The 18,464-nt window shown below is 39.4% G+C and carries 17 protein-coding genes, 2 pseudogenes and 1 riboswitch; of the genes and pseudogenes, 10 read left to right on the top strand and 9 right to left on the bottom strand.

The features are described from left to right. Positions 1 to 13: 13 nt before the first annotated feature. Positions 14 to 1,150, top strand: coding sequence for a DEAD/DEAH box helicase (locus JFU50_RS07205; RefSeq protein ID WP_201183056.1), 1,137 nt, complete (start codon positions 14 to 16; stop codon positions 1,148 to 1,150). 65 nt (positions 1,151 to 1,215) lie between these two features. Here JFU50_RS07205 and JFU50_RS07200 read toward each other — a convergent pair whose 3' ends face one another. After that, positions 1,216 to 1,413, bottom strand: a complete 198-nt coding sequence (locus JFU50_RS07200) for a hypothetical protein (protein ID WP_201183054.1) — start codon at positions 1,411 to 1,413, stop codon at positions 1,216 to 1,218. A 44-nt stretch (positions 1,414 to 1,457) separates the two neighbouring features. Continuing rightward, positions 1,458 to 2,340, bottom strand: a pseudogene (locus JFU50_RS07195) (DMT family transporter). Between the two features lie 181 nt (positions 2,341 to 2,521). On the opposite strand from JFU50_RS07195, the gene megL reads away from it, so the two are divergent. Next, the gene (gene megL / locus JFU50_RS07190) at positions 2,522 to 3,697 is read left to right on the top strand and encodes a methionine gamma-lyase (protein WP_201183050.1); all 1,176 of its coding nucleotides are present in this window, start codon (positions 2,522 to 2,524) and stop codon (positions 3,695 to 3,697) included. Here megL and JFU50_RS07185 read toward each other — a convergent pair. Continuing rightward, the gene (locus JFU50_RS07185) at positions 3,694 to 4,101 is read right to left on the bottom strand and encodes a hypothetical protein (RefSeq protein ID WP_207198785.1); all 408 of its coding nucleotides are present in this window, start codon (positions 4,099 to 4,101) and stop codon (positions 3,694 to 3,696) included. The two genes, megL and JFU50_RS07185, sit on opposite strands and share 4 nt — an antisense overlap. A gap of 185 nt (positions 4,102 to 4,286) precedes the next feature. After that, positions 4,287 to 4,417: riboswitch (FMN riboswitch) on the top strand. 144 nt (positions 4,418 to 4,561) lie between these two features. Here JFU50_RS07185 and ribE point away from each other — a divergent pair. From ribE to JFU50_RS07165, 4 genes and pseudogenes are all read left to right on the top strand, one after another. Then, positions 4,562 to 5,200, top strand: coding sequence for a riboflavin synthase (ribE, locus tag JFU50_RS07180; RefSeq protein WP_201183046.1), 639 nt, complete (start codon positions 4,562 to 4,564; stop codon positions 5,198 to 5,200). 19 nt (positions 5,201 to 5,219) lie between these two features. Next, positions 5,220 to 5,858 (top strand): annotated as a pseudogene (gene ribB / locus JFU50_RS07175) (3,4-dihydroxy-2-butanone-4-phosphate synthase); the annotation flags it as partial. Positions 5,859 to 5,938: 80 nt separating this feature from the next. Beyond that, positions 5,939 to 6,409: a 6,7-dimethyl-8-ribityllumazine synthase gene (ribH, locus tag JFU50_RS07170; RefSeq protein WP_056522523.1), complete on the top strand. Its 471-nt coding sequence runs from the start codon at positions 5,939 to 5,941 to the stop codon at positions 6,407 to 6,409. 705 nt (positions 6,410 to 7,114) lie between these two features. Next, entirely contained in the window at positions 7,115 to 8,281 is a 1,167-nt protein-coding gene (locus JFU50_RS07165) for a DHH family phosphoesterase (protein ID WP_201183042.1), read from the top strand. 264 nt (positions 8,282 to 8,545) lie between these two features. Here JFU50_RS07165 and JFU50_RS07160 read toward each other — a convergent pair whose 3' ends face one another. From JFU50_RS07160 to JFU50_RS07130, 6 genes are all read right to left on the bottom strand, one after another. Further along, positions 8,546 to 9,412 (bottom strand): YihY/virulence factor BrkB family protein, encoded by an 867-nt coding sequence (locus JFU50_RS07160; RefSeq protein WP_190270389.1) that lies wholly within the window; start codon positions 9,410 to 9,412, stop codon positions 8,546 to 8,548. A 727-nt stretch (positions 9,413 to 10,139) separates the two neighbouring features. Continuing rightward, positions 10,140 to 11,366, bottom strand: coding sequence for a cation:proton antiporter (locus JFU50_RS07150; RefSeq protein WP_056522512.1), 1,227 nt, complete (start codon positions 11,364 to 11,366; stop codon positions 10,140 to 10,142). Between the two features lie 6 nt (positions 11,367 to 11,372). After that, positions 11,373 to 11,870 (bottom strand): cation:proton antiporter regulatory subunit, encoded by a 498-nt coding sequence (locus JFU50_RS07145; RefSeq protein WP_053344355.1) that lies wholly within the window; start codon positions 11,868 to 11,870, stop codon positions 11,373 to 11,375. A 52-nt stretch (positions 11,871 to 11,922) separates the two neighbouring features. Then, on the bottom strand, positions 11,923 to 12,486 hold the full coding sequence (locus tag JFU50_RS07140) for a tyrosine-type recombinase/integrase (protein ID WP_053344356.1): 564 nt from the start codon (positions 12,484 to 12,486) through the stop codon (positions 11,923 to 11,925). A gap of 304 nt (positions 12,487 to 12,790) precedes the next feature. Continuing rightward, positions 12,791 to 13,798, bottom strand: a complete 1,008-nt coding sequence (gene mreBH, locus JFU50_RS07135) for a rod-share determining protein MreBH (RefSeq protein WP_201222260.1) — start codon at positions 13,796 to 13,798, stop codon at positions 12,791 to 12,793. Positions 13,799 to 13,875: 77 nt separating this feature from the next. Continuing rightward, entirely contained in the window at positions 13,876 to 14,982 is a 1,107-nt protein-coding gene (locus JFU50_RS07130) for an MDR family MFS transporter (protein ID WP_207198860.1), read from the bottom strand. Positions 14,983 to 15,072: 90 nt separating this feature from the next. On the opposite strand from JFU50_RS07130, the gene JFU50_RS07125 reads away from it, so the two are divergent. The 4 genes from JFU50_RS07125 to JFU50_RS07110 all read left to right on the top strand — a co-directional run bounded on the left by JFU50_RS07125 (position 15,073) and on the right by JFU50_RS07110 (position 18,420). Next, the gene (locus JFU50_RS07125; RefSeq protein WP_201183036.1) at positions 15,073 to 16,170 is read left to right on the top strand and encodes an AbrB family transcriptional regulator; all 1,098 of its coding nucleotides are present in this window, start codon (positions 15,073 to 15,075) and stop codon (positions 16,168 to 16,170) included. 373 nt (positions 16,171 to 16,543) lie between these two features. Further along, on the top strand, positions 16,544 to 17,335 hold the full coding sequence (motA, locus tag JFU50_RS07120) for a flagellar motor stator protein MotA (protein WP_057218176.1): 792 nt from the start codon (positions 16,544 to 16,546) through the stop codon (positions 17,333 to 17,335). Beyond that, positions 17,328 to 18,083: a flagellar motor protein MotB gene (gene motB, locus JFU50_RS07115; RefSeq protein WP_201183033.1), complete on the top strand. Its 756-nt coding sequence runs from the start codon at positions 17,328 to 17,330 to the stop codon at positions 18,081 to 18,083. Before motA ends, motB begins: the two co-directional genes overlap by 8 nt. Continuing rightward, the gene (locus JFU50_RS07110; RefSeq protein WP_242486811.1) at positions 18,076 to 18,420 is read left to right on the top strand and encodes a late competence development ComFB family protein; all 345 of its coding nucleotides are present in this window, start codon (positions 18,076 to 18,078) and stop codon (positions 18,418 to 18,420) included. The genes motB and JFU50_RS07110 overlap by 8 nt, the downstream gene beginning before the upstream one ends. Positions 18,421 to 18,464 lie beyond the last annotated feature (44 nt).

Genomic DNA, 18,464 nt, shown 5'->3' with positions numbered 1-18,464 from the left:
AAAGGAGAACGATATGAGCGAATTACCAGCATTAGTGAACGATAGAAAGCCATTTATCCAGGAGGCCTGGAAAAAATCTGGCTTCGGCCAACTTACTCCGATTCAAACGAAAGCGATTCCTGTAATTGTACAAGGAAAAGACATCATGGCTGAATCACCCACGGGAACAGGAAAGACACTTGCTTATTTACTGCCATTGCTTGAAAAAATAGATCCTGATAAAAAATCTCCCCAAGCTTTAATTTTGGCGTCATCACGTGAATTGGTCATGCAGATTAATGAAGAAATTCGGATTTGGTCAGAAGGAAGCGGTATTTCAGGTGCAGCATTCATCGGTGGAGCTAATGTAAAACGTCAGTTGGACAAACTGAAGAAGCATCCACAGGTCATTGCTGGAACACCAGGACGGATTTATGAATTGATTGCCCAAAAGAAATTGAAGATGCACGAAGTAAAAACAATTGTCCTCGATGAAGGTGACCAATTAATTATTCCCGAGCATATGGGAACGATTAATAATATTATCAAAACTACGCTTAAAGACCGCCAAATCATGGTGTTTTCTGCAACTCTACCAGAGGAAACGGAAAAAGTGGCTCGTGGATTCATGAACGAACCAGAAATGATCAAGGTCGATAAGCATGAAAAAATGGAGTCAAAAGTAGACCATCTTTACTTTGTTGTTGAGAGACGGGAAAAGTCCAAGATTCTTGAGAAAATCACGAGGCTGAAAGATGTGAAAGCTCTTGCCTTTTTAAACGATATCGCAGAGCTGAGCGTCTTACATGAAAAGTTGAGTTATAAAGGCGTTGAAATGGGTGTCCTTCACGGTGAATCTAATAAAGTAGACCGTGAGAAAGCGCTGCGCAAGCTTCGTTCAGGTAAATCTCCGATGTTGATGGCAACAGATGTGGCGGCTCGCGGACTTGATATTAAAGGACTGACAGCCGTCGTTCATATTGATATGGCTGAAAACATTGACCAATATATTCATCGATCCGGGAGAACAGGGCGTGCGGGTGCAAATGGCACGGTTATCTCAATTGTAACGGAAAGAGAAGAGCGAGAATTGAAAAAAATGGCACGTGAACTTGAGATTCCGTTAACGAAAGTAACATTCTATGGTGGAAACATCGTAGTCGAAGAATAATTTTTGAATGTAGAGATGGCCATTTAGGCTGTCTCTACTTTTTTTATCAAGACTAGGCAGATGTATTAATACATACCCTCTAAACCAATCATTAACGTCATGAATAAAATATAACAAAGAACAGCTCCCAAAATCGTTTGGTTATGAATACTTTTACCTGCTTTTAGATTTTTCAAAAGTGAAACCATATTACGAAAACACATAACGCTTATTGATGGGATAACGAACAAGTGTATAAACAATAGAGTATCATCTCCACTCATTTTCTTGTTCCCTCCTACAGTTAGAGTATATTTTGAAGAACACTCTACATGGACTTTTCTATTGTCGCAACTTGATGGGATGTCCAGTTAACCAGAAAGATCCCTACGAAGATGAGTGAACCACCTAACGCAACGTACCAGTGGATCGGTTCATCTAGCAAGATGAAACCAGATAAGACGCCAAAAAAGGGAGCTAGAAATAGAAAGGCACTCGTTTTGGCGGAATCTCCTTTTTGTAGTAGGAAAAACCAAATTGAAAATTGTACGATAGAAGCCATAATGGCTAGCCATAATAAAATGAGCATGGATGCCGTTGTGATTATGAAAAAGGGCTGTTCAAAAAGATAAGAGCCAATTAGCAGCAGTAACCCTCCGCAAAGCATTTGATAGGCTGACATGACCCAAGTGTCGATTGCGTGTCCCCAGTTTTTCATCAACAGGGTGGCGAGGGACCAGGAAATGGCTGACATCAATCCGAGAAGGGTTCCTGTTTTTTAAATCAAGATGTGCCCCCATTGTGATAAAGACACCGATAAATCCTAGGAAAACCCCTGCCCATTGCTGTGGGGCGTATCTTGTTTTACAAAAGAGCGTTCCAAAAATGATAACTAATAAAGGATTCATAAACGTCAAAATCGAAAGTTCCCCTGCTGAAATGGTCATAAGGCCTACAAAGATGCAGCCCATGACACCAGCTGTCTGGAATAAACCGATGATAGCCAATTTAGCACAGTCTATGGTCTTGCTTGGATGAGGTCGTTTGATGAGTTTAACAATTATGGCCATGATCAAACCTGCAAGTATAAATCTTATGGCTGCAAGCAACATGGGAGAAGTATAAGCTAATCCTATTTTTCCGATAGCGAATGACGAACCCATTAAAGCAGTCGTTAAAATGACAAGTAAACCAAAAATGACTTTGTTCATCGTTTCCCCTCCAAAAATCCTTATCTATGAATAGTAAAAATTAGTATTGAATGATTGTGAAATTATAGCATTTTGCTGAAGATAGGAGTTTAATAATGAGTGGAAAACACAAATGAAAACGCTTCCTTTATATGGGGTATTGACATATGATAGAAATAGACATTGGTGAGGAGGAGACGGTATGGCAGAGAAATATAAGCATATTGAAACGGCAGTAATTCATGAAGGATATGACTCGAAGGAGCATTTAGGAAGCTTAACAACACCACTGTTTCAAACCTCAACATTTACCTTCGAAACGGCCGAGCAAGGAGAAAGACGTTTTGCCGGTTTAGAAGATGGATATATTTATTCGCGTCTTGGAAATCCAACGGTACAGGTGCTTGAAGACAAGATTGCGGCATTGGAGGGCGGGGAAGCAGGGCTTGCTTTCAGCTCAGGGATGGCTGCGGTATCGGCTGTGCTTTTTGCATTAACTAAAACAGATGACCACATCTTGTGTTCACAAGGATTATATGGTTGTACGTTTGGCCTCCTTCAGTTGATGAAAAGTAAATATCGTATTAATCATGATTTTTGTGATATGGATACAGAGGAACAGTTAAGGAAGATGATCCGCCCAGAAACAGCCTGCATCTATGTGGAAACCCCTATTAATCCGACAATGAAAATGATTGATTTACAAATGGTCATGAAAGTCGCGAAAGAATGCAATGTACCGGTTGTAGTCGATAATACTTTTTCGACACCTTATTTACAGAAGCCTCTTGACTATGGCTGTGATGTCGTACTTCATAGTGCGACGAAGTATCTTTGTGGACATGGAGACGTCGTTGCAGGTCTTATAGTTGGAAAGAAAGAGTTTATCAATCAGGTAGCGGTAACGACTCAGAAAGATATCGGAGGAATTATTTCGCCGTTTGATGCGTGGCTACTACTGCGGGGGTTAAAGACTTTACCAGTTAGGATGGACCGGCACTCTGCCAATGCGTGGGAAATCTTTCGGGAGCTGAAACAGCACCCCCAGGTGAAGAATGTATATTATCCAGGGGATACTAGTTCTCCGGCCCATTATATAATGGAAAAACAGATGAAACATGGTGGAGGCCTTATCTCCTTTGAATTGCGAGGTACGAAGCAGGATGCCCAGAAATTCCTGAATAACTTGAGACTTATCAAAATAGCTGTCAGCCTAGGAGATGCCGAAACATTGATTCAGCATCCAGCTACCATGACTCACTCGGCAGTTCCTGAAGAATCCAGACATCAAATGGGTATCAGCGACCAGCTTATCCGCCTCTCAGTAGGCCTAGAAGCTTGGCAGGACATCTGGCACGATCTTCAGCAAGCCTTTTAGATGGAGTCAGACCCTATTTCCTGGTTTTTTTTGATGAAAATGGTGAAGGATAAGATAAGGATTAGAACAGCCAGGATGTAGGATAAAGTGGTGATTGTCGGGTAGAGTGTGCTGTTCCGTACACCAATGCCGATGAACGCCCAGACGAAGACAAGCGGATAGCACCAATCCCGGTTTTTAACTGCGAAGACAAAGGCCAGGATTGTTGCTGCAATCATCATGACAAACGTCCAGGTTACATTAGATATCTCAAATCCTTTCCAGCTAATATAGGTGAGATAGTAAGAAATGTCAGCGATGGCTGTGAAGCTTACCCAACCTAAATAAATGGAAATAGGGAATAGGTAGAAAGAGGCATGCTCCACTTTTTTAATGTTTGTATAAATGACAATCAAGTTAATCAAAAGCTCAATAATAATGAACACTAATTTTACTTATTTAACCATTTTGAGCACATAGGAGGTCTTGAAGAAAAATATGTACATTCTTCCTTATACATAGTAAGTTCTTGTTACTAATGGTTCATTTAAGGTTAGAAATTTTACATCTTTACTTTAAGGTGATAAAATATTCAGAGATTCATAATAATTTAGTCCTTCGGGGTCGGGTGAAAATCCCAACCGGCGGTGATGAAGAAATTCTAAGCCCGCGAGCCTGATAAAGGCAGGATTTGGTGAGATTCCAAAGCCGACAGTATAGTCTGGATGGGAGAAGGACGTGTGGAACCCAAGTGTATACGTGCGCCTAATTTTTCAAAAATGAAAATTTTAGGCTTTTTAGGTATACAATTTTTCACTCATTTCTCCTGCTAACTCCTTAGGTCAATCTAAGGGGTTTTTTATATTCTATAAAAGGGGGAAAAACATGTTTACGGGAATCATTGAGGATATCGGTACCGTCCATTCCTTGAAAAAAGGAAAAAGCAGCATGGAGTTGGCGATTCGTTCTGAGAAAATCCTCGAAGATGTTCATCTGGGGGACAGTATTTCTGTCAACGGAGTTTGCTTAACCGTAACGTCCTTCACGCAAAGTCTGTTTACTGTCGACGTGATGCCAGAGACGGTCAAAGCTTCTTCAATCCGGACGTTAAAACTAGGATCACCTGTGAATCTGGAACGTGCCATGAGTGCACAGGGCAGGTTTGGCGGTCATTTTGTTTCAGGCCATATTGATGGTACGGGAACGATAATAAAAAAAGAGCGAAAAGAAAATGCTGTGTATTATGTGATCAATTTGGAAGAAGGACTTAGTAAATTTTGCATCCCAAAAGGGTCAGTTGCCATTGATGGTACGAGCTTGACAATTTTCGGGATAGAGGGAAACCTGCTTACTGTATCTCTGATTCCCCTGACTCATCAAGACACAATATTGGGGCGGAAAGCAGCTGGCGATATCGTTAACATCGAAAATGACATGATAGGGAAATATATTATACATCAAATAAAAAAAAGTGATTCAAAACCAGGACTGAATTTAGAGTTTTTGGCAGAACACGGATTTTAATTAAAGGGCGGTGTAAAAGATGTTCCATACAATAGAAGAAGCGATCGAAGACTTAAAAGCTGGTAAAGTAGTAATCGTATCCGATGATGAAGACCGTGAAAATGAAGGTGACTTTGTTGTATTGGCAGAAAAGGCAACGCCTGAAGCGATTAATTTTATGGCGACCCATGGACGCGGTTTGATTTGTACAACCATTACCGAAGAACTGGCGGCAAAATTGAATTTGCATCCTATGGTCGGTGAAAATACCGATCATCATGGAACTGCTTTTACAGTTAGTGTCGATCATAAAAGTACTTCTACAGGAATAAGTGCATTTGAAAGATCCTTGACCATTCTGGAGCTTCTTAAAGAAGATTCAGTTGCTGGGGACTTCCAACGGCCTGGTCACACTTTTCCGATTGTCGCTAAAGAAGGTGGCGTGTTAATACGGGCAGGGCATACGGAGGCATCCGTAGATTTGGCAAAGTTATGCGGGGCTGCTCCTGCAGGCGTTATTTGTGAAATCATGAATGAAGACGGGTCAATGGCACGAGTAACTGATCTAGAAGTTATCGCCGAAAAATTCGATCTTAAATTCATTACGATTGCCGAGCTAACTCGTTATCTCCAACAAAGAAAAATATATGAGAAACAGGGACTTGAATTAAATATTCCGAATGCTTGAAGGATATAAGTGGTTGAAAAATAAAAATAAGAAAAAATTGACATTTGTTTTTAAATTAGGAGGATATGGACATGGGGAAAATTATTGAAGCACAATTAATCGGATCAGGGTTGAAAGTAGGCATCGTGGTAGGAAGATTTAATGAGTTTATTACAAGCAAGCTTTTAGGAGGTGCATTGGATGGCCTTAAGCGTCATGGTGTTGATGAGAATGATGTTGACATAGCGTGGGTACCAGGGGCTTTTGAACTTCCGCTAATTGCGAAAAAACTAGTGAACACAGGCAAATATGATGCAGTTATCGGCCTTGGAACAGTAATTAGGGGGGCCACTTCTCATTATGATTATGTGTGTAATGAAGCAGCTAAAGGCATGGCAGCAGTTTCTCTGGACACAGGCGTACCTGTTATCTTCGGTTTGTTGACTACTGAAAATATCGAGCAGGCTATTGAACGTGCAGGAACAAAATCAGGTAACAAAGGCTATGAAGCAGCCGTTAGTGCTATTGAAATGGCGAACCTTGGAAAATTGATTGAACAGTAAATGGTACACATTAAAAAAGCCGCAGAGAAGAAAATTCTTTTCTGCGGCTTTTTAATGTAGCGAATGTAAAATTACCTGTCAGATTTGGCTAGCTTTTTCAACCCATTAAGCAGTTCCTCAAAGTTCGAGAAATTTCTTGCTATTTTATTGATGAGAGTATCCTGATCTTTGAAGCTTGCCGCCACTTCTTCAATGAAGAAGCGTGTTCACCTGCTCTAGCAGCTTCAATTGAGGCATTCAGAGAAAATAAATTCGTTTGTTTTATATGTCTTCAATCTTTACTAAAACCGCTTGAATGTCTTTATTTTGCTGATCCATTCATCCATTAGTACTCCTTCTGTTTAGCCTTTTCACCAAGGGTATGATGTTCTTAGCAAGGGTGACCATTTCCTTGCCTCTATACTAGTCCTCGTTCCACTTTCCGTAGTAAAGGACTTCATTTTCTCGACAGTGGCGTGCTGGATTCACTTAGAATACATGAAAATATCTCGATTCCAAAGTAATATCTTACCTTTATAAATCGGTATAAATACTGGGAAATAAAGAATTTTATAGGTATGATATGAAAATATTTTATTACAAAAGCTGTTCGTAAATGAAGCATGTTAAAATATGCGGATGTGATTATGCTACAATTGTAAAGATTGCAATTGAAATTCATATCTTAGGGAAAAGTAATTATATTAGTATTTAGGAGGGGTTTGTGTGTACCATCTCTTTACACATAATGATTTAGATGGAGTCGGATGCGGTATTGTAGCGAAGCTGGCATTCGGGGAAGAAGTAGTGGTTAGTTATAATTCAATCGGGAGACTTAATCAGAATGTAGCAGCATTTCTTGAGCAGGCCAAAATTGAGGATACGTTGCTGGTTACTGATCTTTCAGTTGATGAAGATAATGAAAAAGCGATTTCACAGTTTGTTGAAGATGGAGGCAAAGCGCTTCTGATTGATCATCATAAATCAGCGCTGCATTTGAACGAACATGAATGGGCATCTGTAACAGTCGAGCAGGAAGACGGTAAACAAACAGCAGCGACTTCATTATTCTATCAGTATGCAGTTGAAAAAAAATTGTTGGAACCTTCGCGGATTGTTGCTGAATTTGTTGAATTAGTTCGTCAATACGATACTTGGGAATGGGAAGTAAACAAAAATTTAACGGCAAAACGGTTAAATGATTTGTTCTTTATGATTCCGATTGAGGAATTTGAGATGAAAATCGCCCATAAATTATCAACGGCTGAAAGCTTTACTTTTGACGAAGTTGAGCAAACGCTTTTGGATGTTGAGGAAAGCCGGGTTGATCGGTACATAAACAGGAAAAAAAGAGAAGTCTATCAGGCTACGGTTGGTCCCCATACAGCAGGTGTGGTCCATGCTGAGTCCTATCATTCGGAATTGGGAAACGAACTGTCCAAAGAGTTTTCCCATCTGGATTATATTGCAATTCTAATGGTCGGAAGTAAAAGAATCAGCTTTCGGACAATCCATGATGACATAGACGTTTCTGAGGTTGCAGGTAAATACGATGGGGGCGGTCATCAAAAAGCCGCAGGTTGCACAATGTCCGAAAAGGCATACAGTCAATACGTAGAAAAGACCTTCTTTGCCGAGCCTATTAAACGCGATGCTCATAAAAACCAATTGAATATCAAGGAATCCCCAGAGGGTTGCCTGTATTCAACGAGAGAAAAACAAGATATTTTCATCTATGAAGATGAAGAAGAAGAATGGATTGTGGAGATCAACGGAAAACAACAGAAAAAAACATTTGATACATTTGGGGAAGCGGATAAATATATAAAGCGGAAATACGCTGCGTGGCTGGCCCATGATGAAAGATACGAAGAGTTTGTCAATAGAGGGTGAATAGGAAAACGGCTGTCCGAATGTGGGCAGTCGCTTTTTGTTGTGTCTCTAAGACGGAAACCTGACACTTTGTGTAGAATCATCCATAAATCGAAGGAAACGAAGATAAATGGAGACTTTCCGTAGATTAAACTGAAATTTCGTAGATAAAAAGAAAGATTCGTTGATAAAAGTTGTTGATCCTACTCATTTACGTAGGATTGGACTGAACTTTCATAAAAATCAGGCTCAAAAGGGATGCCTTTTGAGCCTGTTTAAGCTATTTCACCTTTTAAGTGGGACAGGATGTACGATGGTACGGGATTGTTTTTTTGGTATAGAATTTTGGCGATGAAGAATTGCGTTGATTTCGCCACCGATTACAAAGATCAGACCACTCAAATACAACCATAACATTAAGATGATAACGCCCCCTAAACTGCCGTAAGTGGACGAATAGTTAGCAAAGTTGCTGACATAGAATGAGAATCCAAGTGATATTCCGAGCCACAGTACGGTTGCGGTCACGGCCCCAGGGATAACGTGTTTAATTGGAAAACTCTTATTCGGTGCAAAGCGATATAAAAAGGTCAATACTAGTGAGATAACGACAACTGCAATGATCCACCGTAATAAGCTGAATAGACTTTGCATTTCTTCAGGAAGCGAGATGACTTGTTGTAATAAATCGATGATCACTTTCCCAAAAACGGGCAGACCTAACATAACGATAAAAGCTACAACCAAGCCTAAGGTTAAGATAATAGAAATAAAGCGGGCTTTAATGAAGTTCCTTGTTTCTTTCACATCATAAGCGATGTTCATTGAATGAATAAACGCATTCATACCGTTTGAGGCTGACCATATGGTGCCTAGGAAACCGAAAGTAAGTAAGCCGCCGTTCCGCTCACTTAATATGTTGATAATATTTTCCTCGATGACTTCCACCGTTTCCGTTGGCATGAATGTTTTTATAGTATCCATGGCTGTCTGAATGTCGATATTCAAATAAGGTAAAATCGAAAGTAGTAAAATGAGCAAAGGGAATAGTGCGAGTAAATAATAATAGGCCTGTTCTGCTGCCAACCCTGTTACACGATCTTCTTTTATTTCTTTGATAAGCTGCTTGCTGAATTTTATCGACTTATTCATCCGGGCATCACTCCTGAATAGTTACTAAGGTTATCTGCTTCTTTTCCCACAGTTCAGGTAAGTTAATCCTCCTATCTAAAGAAAAGAAAAGAAAATGGAAGGTACTTTTTTAAAAAAGGTCTTGATAACCCTTCAGGTTGTCTTTCATTGTATATCTGTTGGTTTTCTTATACTTGTAAGAACAATATAACCCGCAATTATTCCTGTAATTGAATTAAATGTGGTTGATCCATCTGCTCCGAAGTATCCTCCCCAAACCAATGTGGAGAAAGGTAATTCGAATTCAATTATTTCAGTGAAATACAAAATTGGAATAATGGACATGTAAATGAACGGTAATCCAAGGATGAGTAACCTTAGCCAATTCATTTTCCAGTGACCTTTTGTTAAAAAGTTTTTCACGATACTAGGTATCGCGAATATGCCCCCGATGAAAATTGGAAAGAAAGATTGAAACAAAAAATATCCCTTAATCTCATATGTTTCGCGACTAATTAATTCTAGATGATGTTGGTACTTTAAACCATATAATAATACACTTAATAATAGAATTAAGTAGGATAAATAACTAATTGTTCTTTACCCAGAATGGCTCATAAAATGTTTCCCCCCCCGTCTTTTTACTATTATACGGGAAAATAAGGAAAAAGTTTCGGCGGTTAACATTTGCAGAGCTTTAAAGAAGAAGTGTAAAGAAAGGCCGAACATTTTGTCCGACCTTCCTCTATTACACTTCTTCTTTTTGTTGTTCCTTTTGGACCTTTGGCGGCGTCCATTTGAAGATTTTATTGAGGATATTATAGATATGTTTGGATTCTTTTGTAAGGATCGGTCCAAGAATCGCTAAGGTCAAAACATATAGTGCCGCAAACGGGGTTAGTATTGGCATTAAACCACCTGCAATACCTAGATTGGCGAGAATAATGGAGAATTCACCACGTGAAACAATAGTTAAACCGATATTGGCTGAGGCTTTGTGAGATAAACCAGATTTTCGTCCGGCTATCATACCAGCGACAAAGTTACCGATTATAGTGATGATAACGGCTCCAAGGACCATCCAGACAGCTCCACCAAGGGTAGTTGGATCAATGCTCAAGCCAAAGCTGAAGAAGAATATGGCGCCAAAGAAGTCTCTAAAGGGAATGACAAGTTTTTCTATCCTGTCGCTGTGTTCCGTTTCAGAAAAGACTAGACCAAGCAGTAATGCACCGATGGCCTCTGCAACGTGAATTGTTTCTGAGAAACCTGCGACAAAGAATAGCAAGGCAAACACAACAATAATAAATATCTCATCAGAGGATATATTAAATAATTTGTTGAGTAAACCAGAGGCTTTCCGAGCTATTACGAAAAATATCAGCATATATCCGATGGCGATGAAGGTAGAAAGTAGCGTTCCCCAAATGGAACCAGAATCGCTTAATACCAATCCAGATACGACTGATAAATAAACAGCAAGGAAGATATCTTCAAACATGATGATACCAAGAATGAGCTCTGTTTCGTTATTACCTGTTCTTTTAAGATCGACAAGGACTTTTGCTACAATGGCACTTGATGAAAAGCTGATAATCCCTGTTAATATTAGAACTTCTCTTAAAGGTAGTCCGAGTAGGAAACCATATAGTAAGGCCATTCCAGCGTTGATTAAAATGTAATACGTTCCGCCTGTTACTATATTTTTCCCTGACTTCATTAGCTTTTTAACGGAAAACTCAAGACCTAAGTAAAATAAAAGGAACAATATCCCGATTCTTCCGAGGAACGCTATGATTTCATCACTTTCGATGAAGCGCAGATCAATCAATCCGAAGTTTGGAGCATGGGGGCCAACGAGCATGCCAATGATAATTAATAATGGAACATTTGATATTTTAAATTTACCTGCAACGAGAGCAGCTAATGCTACTAGAAGCAGGGCAGTTCCTACTTCAAAGACTAAATGGTCCATATGTGCTTAGTCACTCCTTTCGTCGGTCAAAAGTTCTCTTGTCAGGTTACGGATATCTTTTCTTTCACCAGATATTACTAGCGTATCGCCTGTTTCGATGATAGAGTCTGGACCAGGATTGTTTAGTTGTTTTTTTCCTTTTTTCGAATGGGCAATAACGGTTACGTTGTAATTGCTCCGAATATCAATCGAACCTATTGTTTGATTGATTGCTCTTGAACCTGGTTCCACCTTGAACCATTCAATAACCAAGTCGCCTAATGACATCTCAATCGTTTCAAGCGCTTGTGGTTTGTAAACCATACCGCCTATGATGGAAGCCATTTGTCGCGATTCCTGATCGTTAAGGGTGATGCTCGATATAACTTCTTCATGTTCATTATCAAAATGGTACAATTCCCGACGACCATCATCGTGAATGACAATCACTAATTTTTCATCATTTCTCGTTATGATTTCAAATTTTTGGCCAATACCAGGAAGTTCGCTTTCTCTAATTTTCACTGGAATTCCTCCTTAAGATAGTTGGTTAGAGTTTTAGAAGATAGAAATATGTTTATAAATTAACATCAATAATCGTTTTGAATTTCTTCTCCTTAGAAATGCCAATGTATTTTAGTGTCTCTGATGGACTTGAATGATGGTAATGCTTTTGTATCAAAGAAAGAGACACTCCTTGTTTATAGGCATGATAGCCAAATGTTTTGCGCATCGAACTCGCTCCGAATTTACCTGTCAGACCTGCACCTTCCACAGCATCATGAATGATTCGGTGAGCCTGTTGGCGCGTAATCGGCTTTTTTGTTTTAGGGGATAGAAATAAAAATTGACCTTCGATAACCTTCGAGCCTTTTAGGTATTCTTGTAAGGCGGTACGAACTTTCAAGTTCAAATAAATTTGAGTGACTTCTTCATTCTCCATTCGTTGCTCATAAAACTCTTTGATTTTTCCTGTTTCATCGAGAACGTTGGAAACAGTGATTTCCAGCATTTCATTTATCTTCATACCCGTATTGATTCCGAGTACAAATAATAAATAATCCCGACTGGAGTGAGCTCGTAAATACGTTTTTATTTTGCTGATTTGATTGATATCCTTAAAGGCTTCCACATATTCCATAGATCTTCTCCTCTTACCAATGTAACATAATTATATTATATCAAAAATTATGTTACATTGCATGTATTAAGTCCTATAAGAAAGATTCCCCCAAAAAAAGCAACTCATATGGAAATAAAAAAGTGGTGTCCAAAAGTAAACCTTCTTTTACTTATTCTCTACCTAAACAAGAAAAAATATATCAGTTTAGTGTGTTATATCTTACTAAAATGAGGGGATGTAAGGCATTTCTAAAAAAAATGTAGTTTGGCAGCATAAAACATAAAAAAAGAGGGAATCCCTAAGTTGGAATTCCCTCTCTTTTTTAATAGACTGCTTTTTGTAATTTATGAATGACCTCAAGTGAAAGGCCAGTTCCTATGGCAACTGATTCAAGCGGGTTATCAGCAAGTTGGACTGGTACTACAATTTCATTCGTTAGCCAATCTTGTATTCCATTAAGGAGTGCACCTCCACCAGATAAGATGACACCTTGATCAACAATATCACCACTTAATTCAGGAGGACAGTCTTCCAAAGTGGCTCTGATTGCTTCTAAAATATGAAGAAGCGATTCCTGGATTGCTTCCTGGACGTCAGTGGATGATATCGTAATCGGTTTTGGAAGACCAGTTACAAGGTCGCGACCTCTGACTTCCATGGTCACAACGGAATGTTCAACGAGGGCGTAGCCGATTTCCATTTTTATTTGTTCAGCTGTCCGTTCCCCGATTAACACATTATGTTTTTTTCTTACGAATTGGGAGATATCTTCATCCAATTGATCTCCGCCAATTCTGATGGAATTACAAGAAACTACGCCGCCGTAAGAAATAATTGCCACCTCAGTTGTACCACCGCCGATATCAACGATGACATTAGCAACTGGCTCTTCTACAGGCAGACCTGCCCCGATTGCTGCTGCTACTGGTTCCTCAATAAGGTGGACCTGCTTGGCTCCACAGCTTTTGACTGCATCCTGAATGGCTCTTCTTTCCACAGATGTTGAGCCTGATGGTGTACAGACTACTACACTTGGCTTTCGAATTGATAAGCCTAAAGCCTTGCTTGCTTTTTTCATGATTTCCCGTAGCATTTGTGCGGTTACATCAAAATCCGCAATGACCCCGTCCTTTAGTGGCCGGATCGCAACGATATTTCCAGGTGTTTTTCCAATCATGTTTTTTGCATCCACACCGACTGCTAATACTTTATTAGTCTCTATATCAATGGCCACAACAGATGGCTCATTAAATACGATTCCTTTATTTTTACTGTAAACTAGCGTATTTGCAGTTCCTAAGTCAATGCCTATTTCTGTATTTGATAACATTTAGTCACCCCTCCATAAGAGTTTGACCCCTATATAATCATTCTACCTTGAACTGTGAGTTTGTGGGGGTGGGAAATCTAGTAAATAGTGGAATTGCTGCGCTGTTCTTTTTCATAAATGGAAAACATGATGAAATATAAAACGGCGCTTGCGATTGCCAGCGCACTAAGAATGCCAAATGTCCAATTGTAACCAATCCATCCTGTCATGGGAATGGCCAATGGTGCTAACATTCTACCAATTGTGAAACGCAAGCTTGCTGCAGCAAAATATTGCCCCCGCATATGTGCCGGAGCGAGCTTGGATACAAATCCCTGCTGAATGCCCTCTGTCAAAAGCTCAGCTAATGAAAACAAAGCAATTGCGATAAATAACCCCCAAATCCATTGTGTCGATCCAAATAAAATTATCGAGAAGCAGTAGGTAATTGAAGAGGCAATGAATACGTTTCTTTCTTTATAGACGGACGTCCACTTTGTGACAGAAATGGTTAAGAGCGCAACGAATAATCCATTTTCTGCAAGCAAGAGTCCAAAAGTCTGCTCTGCTTTTAAGTTGAACGAAAATACAGATTGCAGGTCGACCATTTCTATAATATATACGGGAAACAATAAATCAAGCTGCATGAATGTCTGATAGATCAATACACCAGCGATGATAAAGAGCAGAAAGACCTTATCGCGGATAATCACCTGATAGTCCCGTATCTGGTTCAGTAAAAAAGAAAAGCCATTTTGCTCTTTTTCGGGGGTTTTTGTTAGAAAAGCTGTTTCGGTTACCCATCTTTGCAGAATGAAACCAAGAAGGATATTAATGATGGCGGCAATCCCTAACAGCTCGAATCGGTGTTTAGCATAAAAAATGCCTCCTAAAATTGGACCTATGACCACTGCAATGTTGATGGAGGTATAAAAAACAGCAAAAACTTTGCTGCGATCTTTTTCTGGAATCACGTCGGCGACCATCGCCTGGCTCGCTGGATTATAAAAGGCGCTGAATATACTTACCGCGGTGAAACTAACAAATCCTATAATCGGAGAATCAAGCCAAGGAGAGCTGGACCAAGCAAAGAAGATGTAGGCGAAGCCCTGCCCGAATGTTGAAATAACCATCATGCGTTTTCTCCCAAATCGATCTGCACAATAACCGCCAAATAAATTGGCCAAAACGGCAAAAAACCCCAGGCGAAAACAAGAGAGGGTAGTAGACTTGAAACAGGTTATTTTATGTTAAGATGAAAGATGAAATTATGGTAGATAAAGAAGGGTAATAATATGAAAACATATTTAGTTGAGAGTAAGATTTTTAGAGTTATTTTCACCGCTTTTCTAGCTTTCATAGGTGGGTTCGTGTTTAATCGTCTTGGAATATATTTACCGTGGATGCTCGGACCATTATTTGTGGTGATGATTGCTAAAATCAAATTAGGAAAGTACATGTTATGGTCTAAACCCTTTAGAAGCACTGGATTGGTTATTCTTGGTTTACAACTAGGAAGTTCATTCACGAAACAATCGTTAAATGAAATGATTGAATATTTGCCCATCATGCTTTTTACGACGGTTGCTATCATTTTATTTACGGTATTAACTGGTTGGTTTGTTGGAAAGCGAATGAATTTATCTTTGAGTACGTCCATGCTTGGCAGTTTTCCTGGTGGTCTGTCTCAGATGGTGGTCCTAAGTGAGGAAATGAAGGATAGTGATGAAACAATTGTTGGCTTCATGCAGACGCTTCGAGTCATCCTTGTTATATCCATTGTTCCCTGGCTTGTGACTCACGTTATGACAGTTGATTCGGTTGCGGTAGTAAGTGTTTCGGATCGGCCCTTTTTCATGTTTGATTATGATTGGAAATTAGCCATTCTGATGATTGTAACCTTTCTATTATTCATTTTCATCACCAAAAGGGTAAACTTCCCGCTGCCATTTTTACTTGGGCCTCTCATGGCGGCAGCCCTATTTAATTTGGCAGGACCTGGGGCACCGCAAATTCCTGATTTTTGGTTGAACTTTTCACAATTGCTGATTGGCACGCATTTAGGGTATACATTGAAGGTCGACAATCCTCGACTTTTCAGAAAGATGTTCGGAGCAGTATTCGTTAGTAATGTCCTGTTAATTGGATTTTGTTATTATCTTTCGATTCAGTTTGCTCCCATCCTATCTATACCGGCTAACGAATTGTTTTTAAGTATGGCACCAGGCGGTGTGGCAGAAATGGCAGTAACAGCTATGTCTGTTCATGTGGATTTATCTGTGGTCACTAGTTTCCACTTATTCAGAATTTTATTCATTTTATTTTTACTCTCACCCATCATCAAATGGCTGGATGGTAGAAATATATGGTACCAGAAAAAAGAACGAGGCTGACATGCTTCGTCTTTTTTTTGTCTAAATATTTTTCATTTTAATAGATTAATAAGAAAAGGGTGAATGAGATAGAGCGGAGGGCACATTGGAACAATAGAGAAGATATCGTAAAATTCCTTTTTAAACAAGGTTTTTATGGAAAAAATTAATATATAAAAACAGGGCGGCTTGAAATTCCCTTTTGACGGAAACTTTGTCTGAACTGAAATATGCTATGGAATCTGTCCTTAATAAGGAGTAAAGCAGGTAGATTTTGTGATAATAGAATGAAATTTTAAATTCTATCCAATGGAATAGTAAAATAATACTCATTTTTTTCAAACTTCATCCGATATAAAGGGCAGATAAGACTTTTAATGAATGGGTGAGTATTATGGATATAACATCGGTTTTGGGAGTAGTTCTAGGGATTGTGGCTATTTTAGTGGGAATGGTATTGAAAGGCGTAAGCATTACAGCGCTGATTAACCCGGCAGCTATCTTGATCATTATTGTAGGGACAATAGCTTCTGTTGTAACGGCTTTCCCTTTTTCAGAATTAAAAAGATTGCCAAAAATATTAAAAGTTTTATTCTTAGAACAACAATTAACAAAGCCTGAAGAACTAATTAAAACCTTTTCTGAATGGGCGGTCATTGCCAGAAAAGAAGGCTTATTGGCTTTAGAAATTATTTCGGATCAAGTCGACAATACCTTTTTGAAAAATGGGTTGAATCTTGCGGTCGAGGGTCAGAGTGCTGATTATATTCGTGATATTTTAGCAGAAGAAATAGACGCAATGGAAGAACGTCATCTAAGCGGGGCTGCAATTTTTAGTCAGGCTGGCACATATGCACCGACACTTGGAGTATTGGGTGCGGTAATCGGGCTGATCGCTGCATTAGGTAACATGGCTGATACCGAGGCATTAGGACATGCCATTTCTGCAGCGTTCGTAGCAACCTTGATGGGAATTTACACAGGGTATGTGTTATGGCATCCATTTGCGAATAAGCTTAAGCGGAAATCGCAACAAGAAGTCCGGATAAAAGAAATGATGATAGAAGGAATTTTATCGATCATCGAAGGGGAAGCGCCAAGAACGATAGAACAAAAACTAACATCCTATTTGCCTGCTGAAGATCGTAAAAAGTGGTTAGAAGGCGATGTGAGAGAAGATGGCTAGGCGGAAAAAAAAACAGCGGCATGAAGAGCATATTGATGAGTCATGGTTAGTACCTTATGCCGATATCTTAACTTTGCTTCTTGCACTTTTTATCGTCCTTTTCGCTTCGAGTTCGGTTGATGGAGTTCGATTCCAACAATTATCTAATGTGTTTAATCAAGTGTTTACGAGCGGGACGGGATTTATGGATTTCCCCAGCGATTCTCCCAGCAATAAACCAACATCACCGGAACAAAGTACAGGGGCAGAAGAACTTAAGAGGTTAGGTAAAAGCGAAAAGAAACAGCTTACAGAGGTTCAGGAACGTGTAAATGCATATATTAAAAAGAACGGTTTAACAGATAAATTGGGTACGAACCTCACGGATGAAGGCATGCTGATATCAATTAGGGATAATGTGCTGTTCGAATCAGGCGTGGCAGAGGTTAGAAGTGAAGATCGAAAAATGGCTAAGGAAATTTCAAATCTTCTAGTTATGGACTTACCCAGAAACATTATAATAAGCGGACATACCGATAATATACCGATTCAGACTTACAGGTATGATTCGAACTGGGATTTAAGCGTTATGCGTGCGGTTAATTTCATGAAACTTCTCCTCGGAAATAAAGACTTGGATCCCGAAATGTTCAGCGCAAAAGGTCATGGGGAATTTAAGCCAGTTGCTTCTAATAAAACAAAAAATGGAAGAGCGAAAAACCGGCGTGTTGAAATACTGATTGTTCCGCGGACGGCAATAAATGAGTGAAAACCTGTCTGGTATGGACGGGTTTTTCTTTTTTAAAGGAGTATGTATGGAAAGAGAATATACAAATGTTATGGAAGAGATTGTTGTGACTTGGGTGCAGATTTTAATGGCTGGAATGGAATATCAAACGTTTTGCTCGTGCAACAAATGTAAGAATGACATTATCACATTATCTTTGAATGCCCTGCCCAATTATTATGTAACAACGGAAGAAGGGCGGAAGCGGATATTTGAAAACTTGAATACAGATGAAAACCGAAAGTGGATTAACAAAAGACTTATTAGTGCCATACATGTGGTAGGTAAATTCCCCAAACATAATCAGAATAGAACATGACAGGAGCTCAGAGTCTTGGATCAAAAATCATCTATAAATTTAAT

This window comes from Peribacillus sp. TH14 (genome assembly GCF_016651145.1).
Classification (GTDB): Bacteria; Bacillota; Bacilli; order Bacillales; family DSM-1321; genus Peribacillus; species Peribacillus butanolivorans.
The sequence above is the reverse complement of the archived record's forward strand: the minus strand, read 5'-3'. Positions and strand labels throughout refer to the sequence as shown.

Excerpts from the sequence above, each read along its gene's own strand:
- JFU50_RS07160 (WP_190270389.1), bottom strand. The coding sequence starts at position 9,412 with ATGAATAAGTCGATAAAATTCAGCAAGCAGCTTATCAAAGAAATAAAA.
- JFU50_RS07140 (WP_053344356.1), bottom strand. The coding sequence starts at position 12,486 with ATGGAATATGTGGAAGCCTTTAAGGATATCAATCAAATCAGCAAAATA.
- ribH (WP_056522523.1), top strand. The coding sequence starts at position 5,939 with ATGGGGAAAATTATTGAAGCACAATTAATCGGATCAGGGTTGAAAGTA.
- ribE (WP_201183046.1), top strand. The coding sequence starts at position 4,562 with ATGTTTACGGGAATCATTGAGGATATCGGTACCGTCCATTCCTTGAAA.
- JFU50_RS07125 (WP_201183036.1), top strand. The coding sequence starts at position 15,073 with ATGAAAACATATTTAGTTGAGAGTAAGATTTTTAGAGTTATTTTCACC.
- motA (WP_057218176.1), top strand. The coding sequence starts at position 16,544 with ATGGATATAACATCGGTTTTGGGAGTAGTTCTAGGGATTGTGGCTATT.
- megL (WP_201183050.1), top strand. The coding sequence starts at position 2,522 with ATGGCAGAGAAATATAAGCATATTGAAACGGCAGTAATTCATGAAGGA.
- JFU50_RS07205 (WP_201183056.1), top strand. The coding sequence starts at position 14 with ATGAGCGAATTACCAGCATTAGTGAACGATAGAAAGCCATTTATCCAG.
- JFU50_RS07110 (WP_242486811.1), top strand. The coding sequence starts at position 18,076 with ATGAGTGAAAACCTGTCTGGTATGGACGGGTTTTTCTTTTTTAAAGGA.
- mreBH (WP_201222260.1), bottom strand. The coding sequence starts at position 13,798 with ATGTTATCAAATACAGAAATAGGCATTGACTTAGGAACTGCAAATACG.
- motB (WP_201183033.1), top strand. The coding sequence starts at position 17,328 with ATGGCTAGGCGGAAAAAAAAACAGCGGCATGAAGAGCATATTGATGAG.
- JFU50_RS07200 (WP_201183054.1), bottom strand. The coding sequence starts at position 1,413 with ATGAGTGGAGATGATACTCTATTGTTTATACACTTGTTCGTTATCCCA.
- JFU50_RS07150 (WP_056522512.1), bottom strand. The coding sequence starts at position 11,366 with ATGGACCATTTAGTCTTTGAAGTAGGAACTGCCCTGCTTCTAGTAGCA.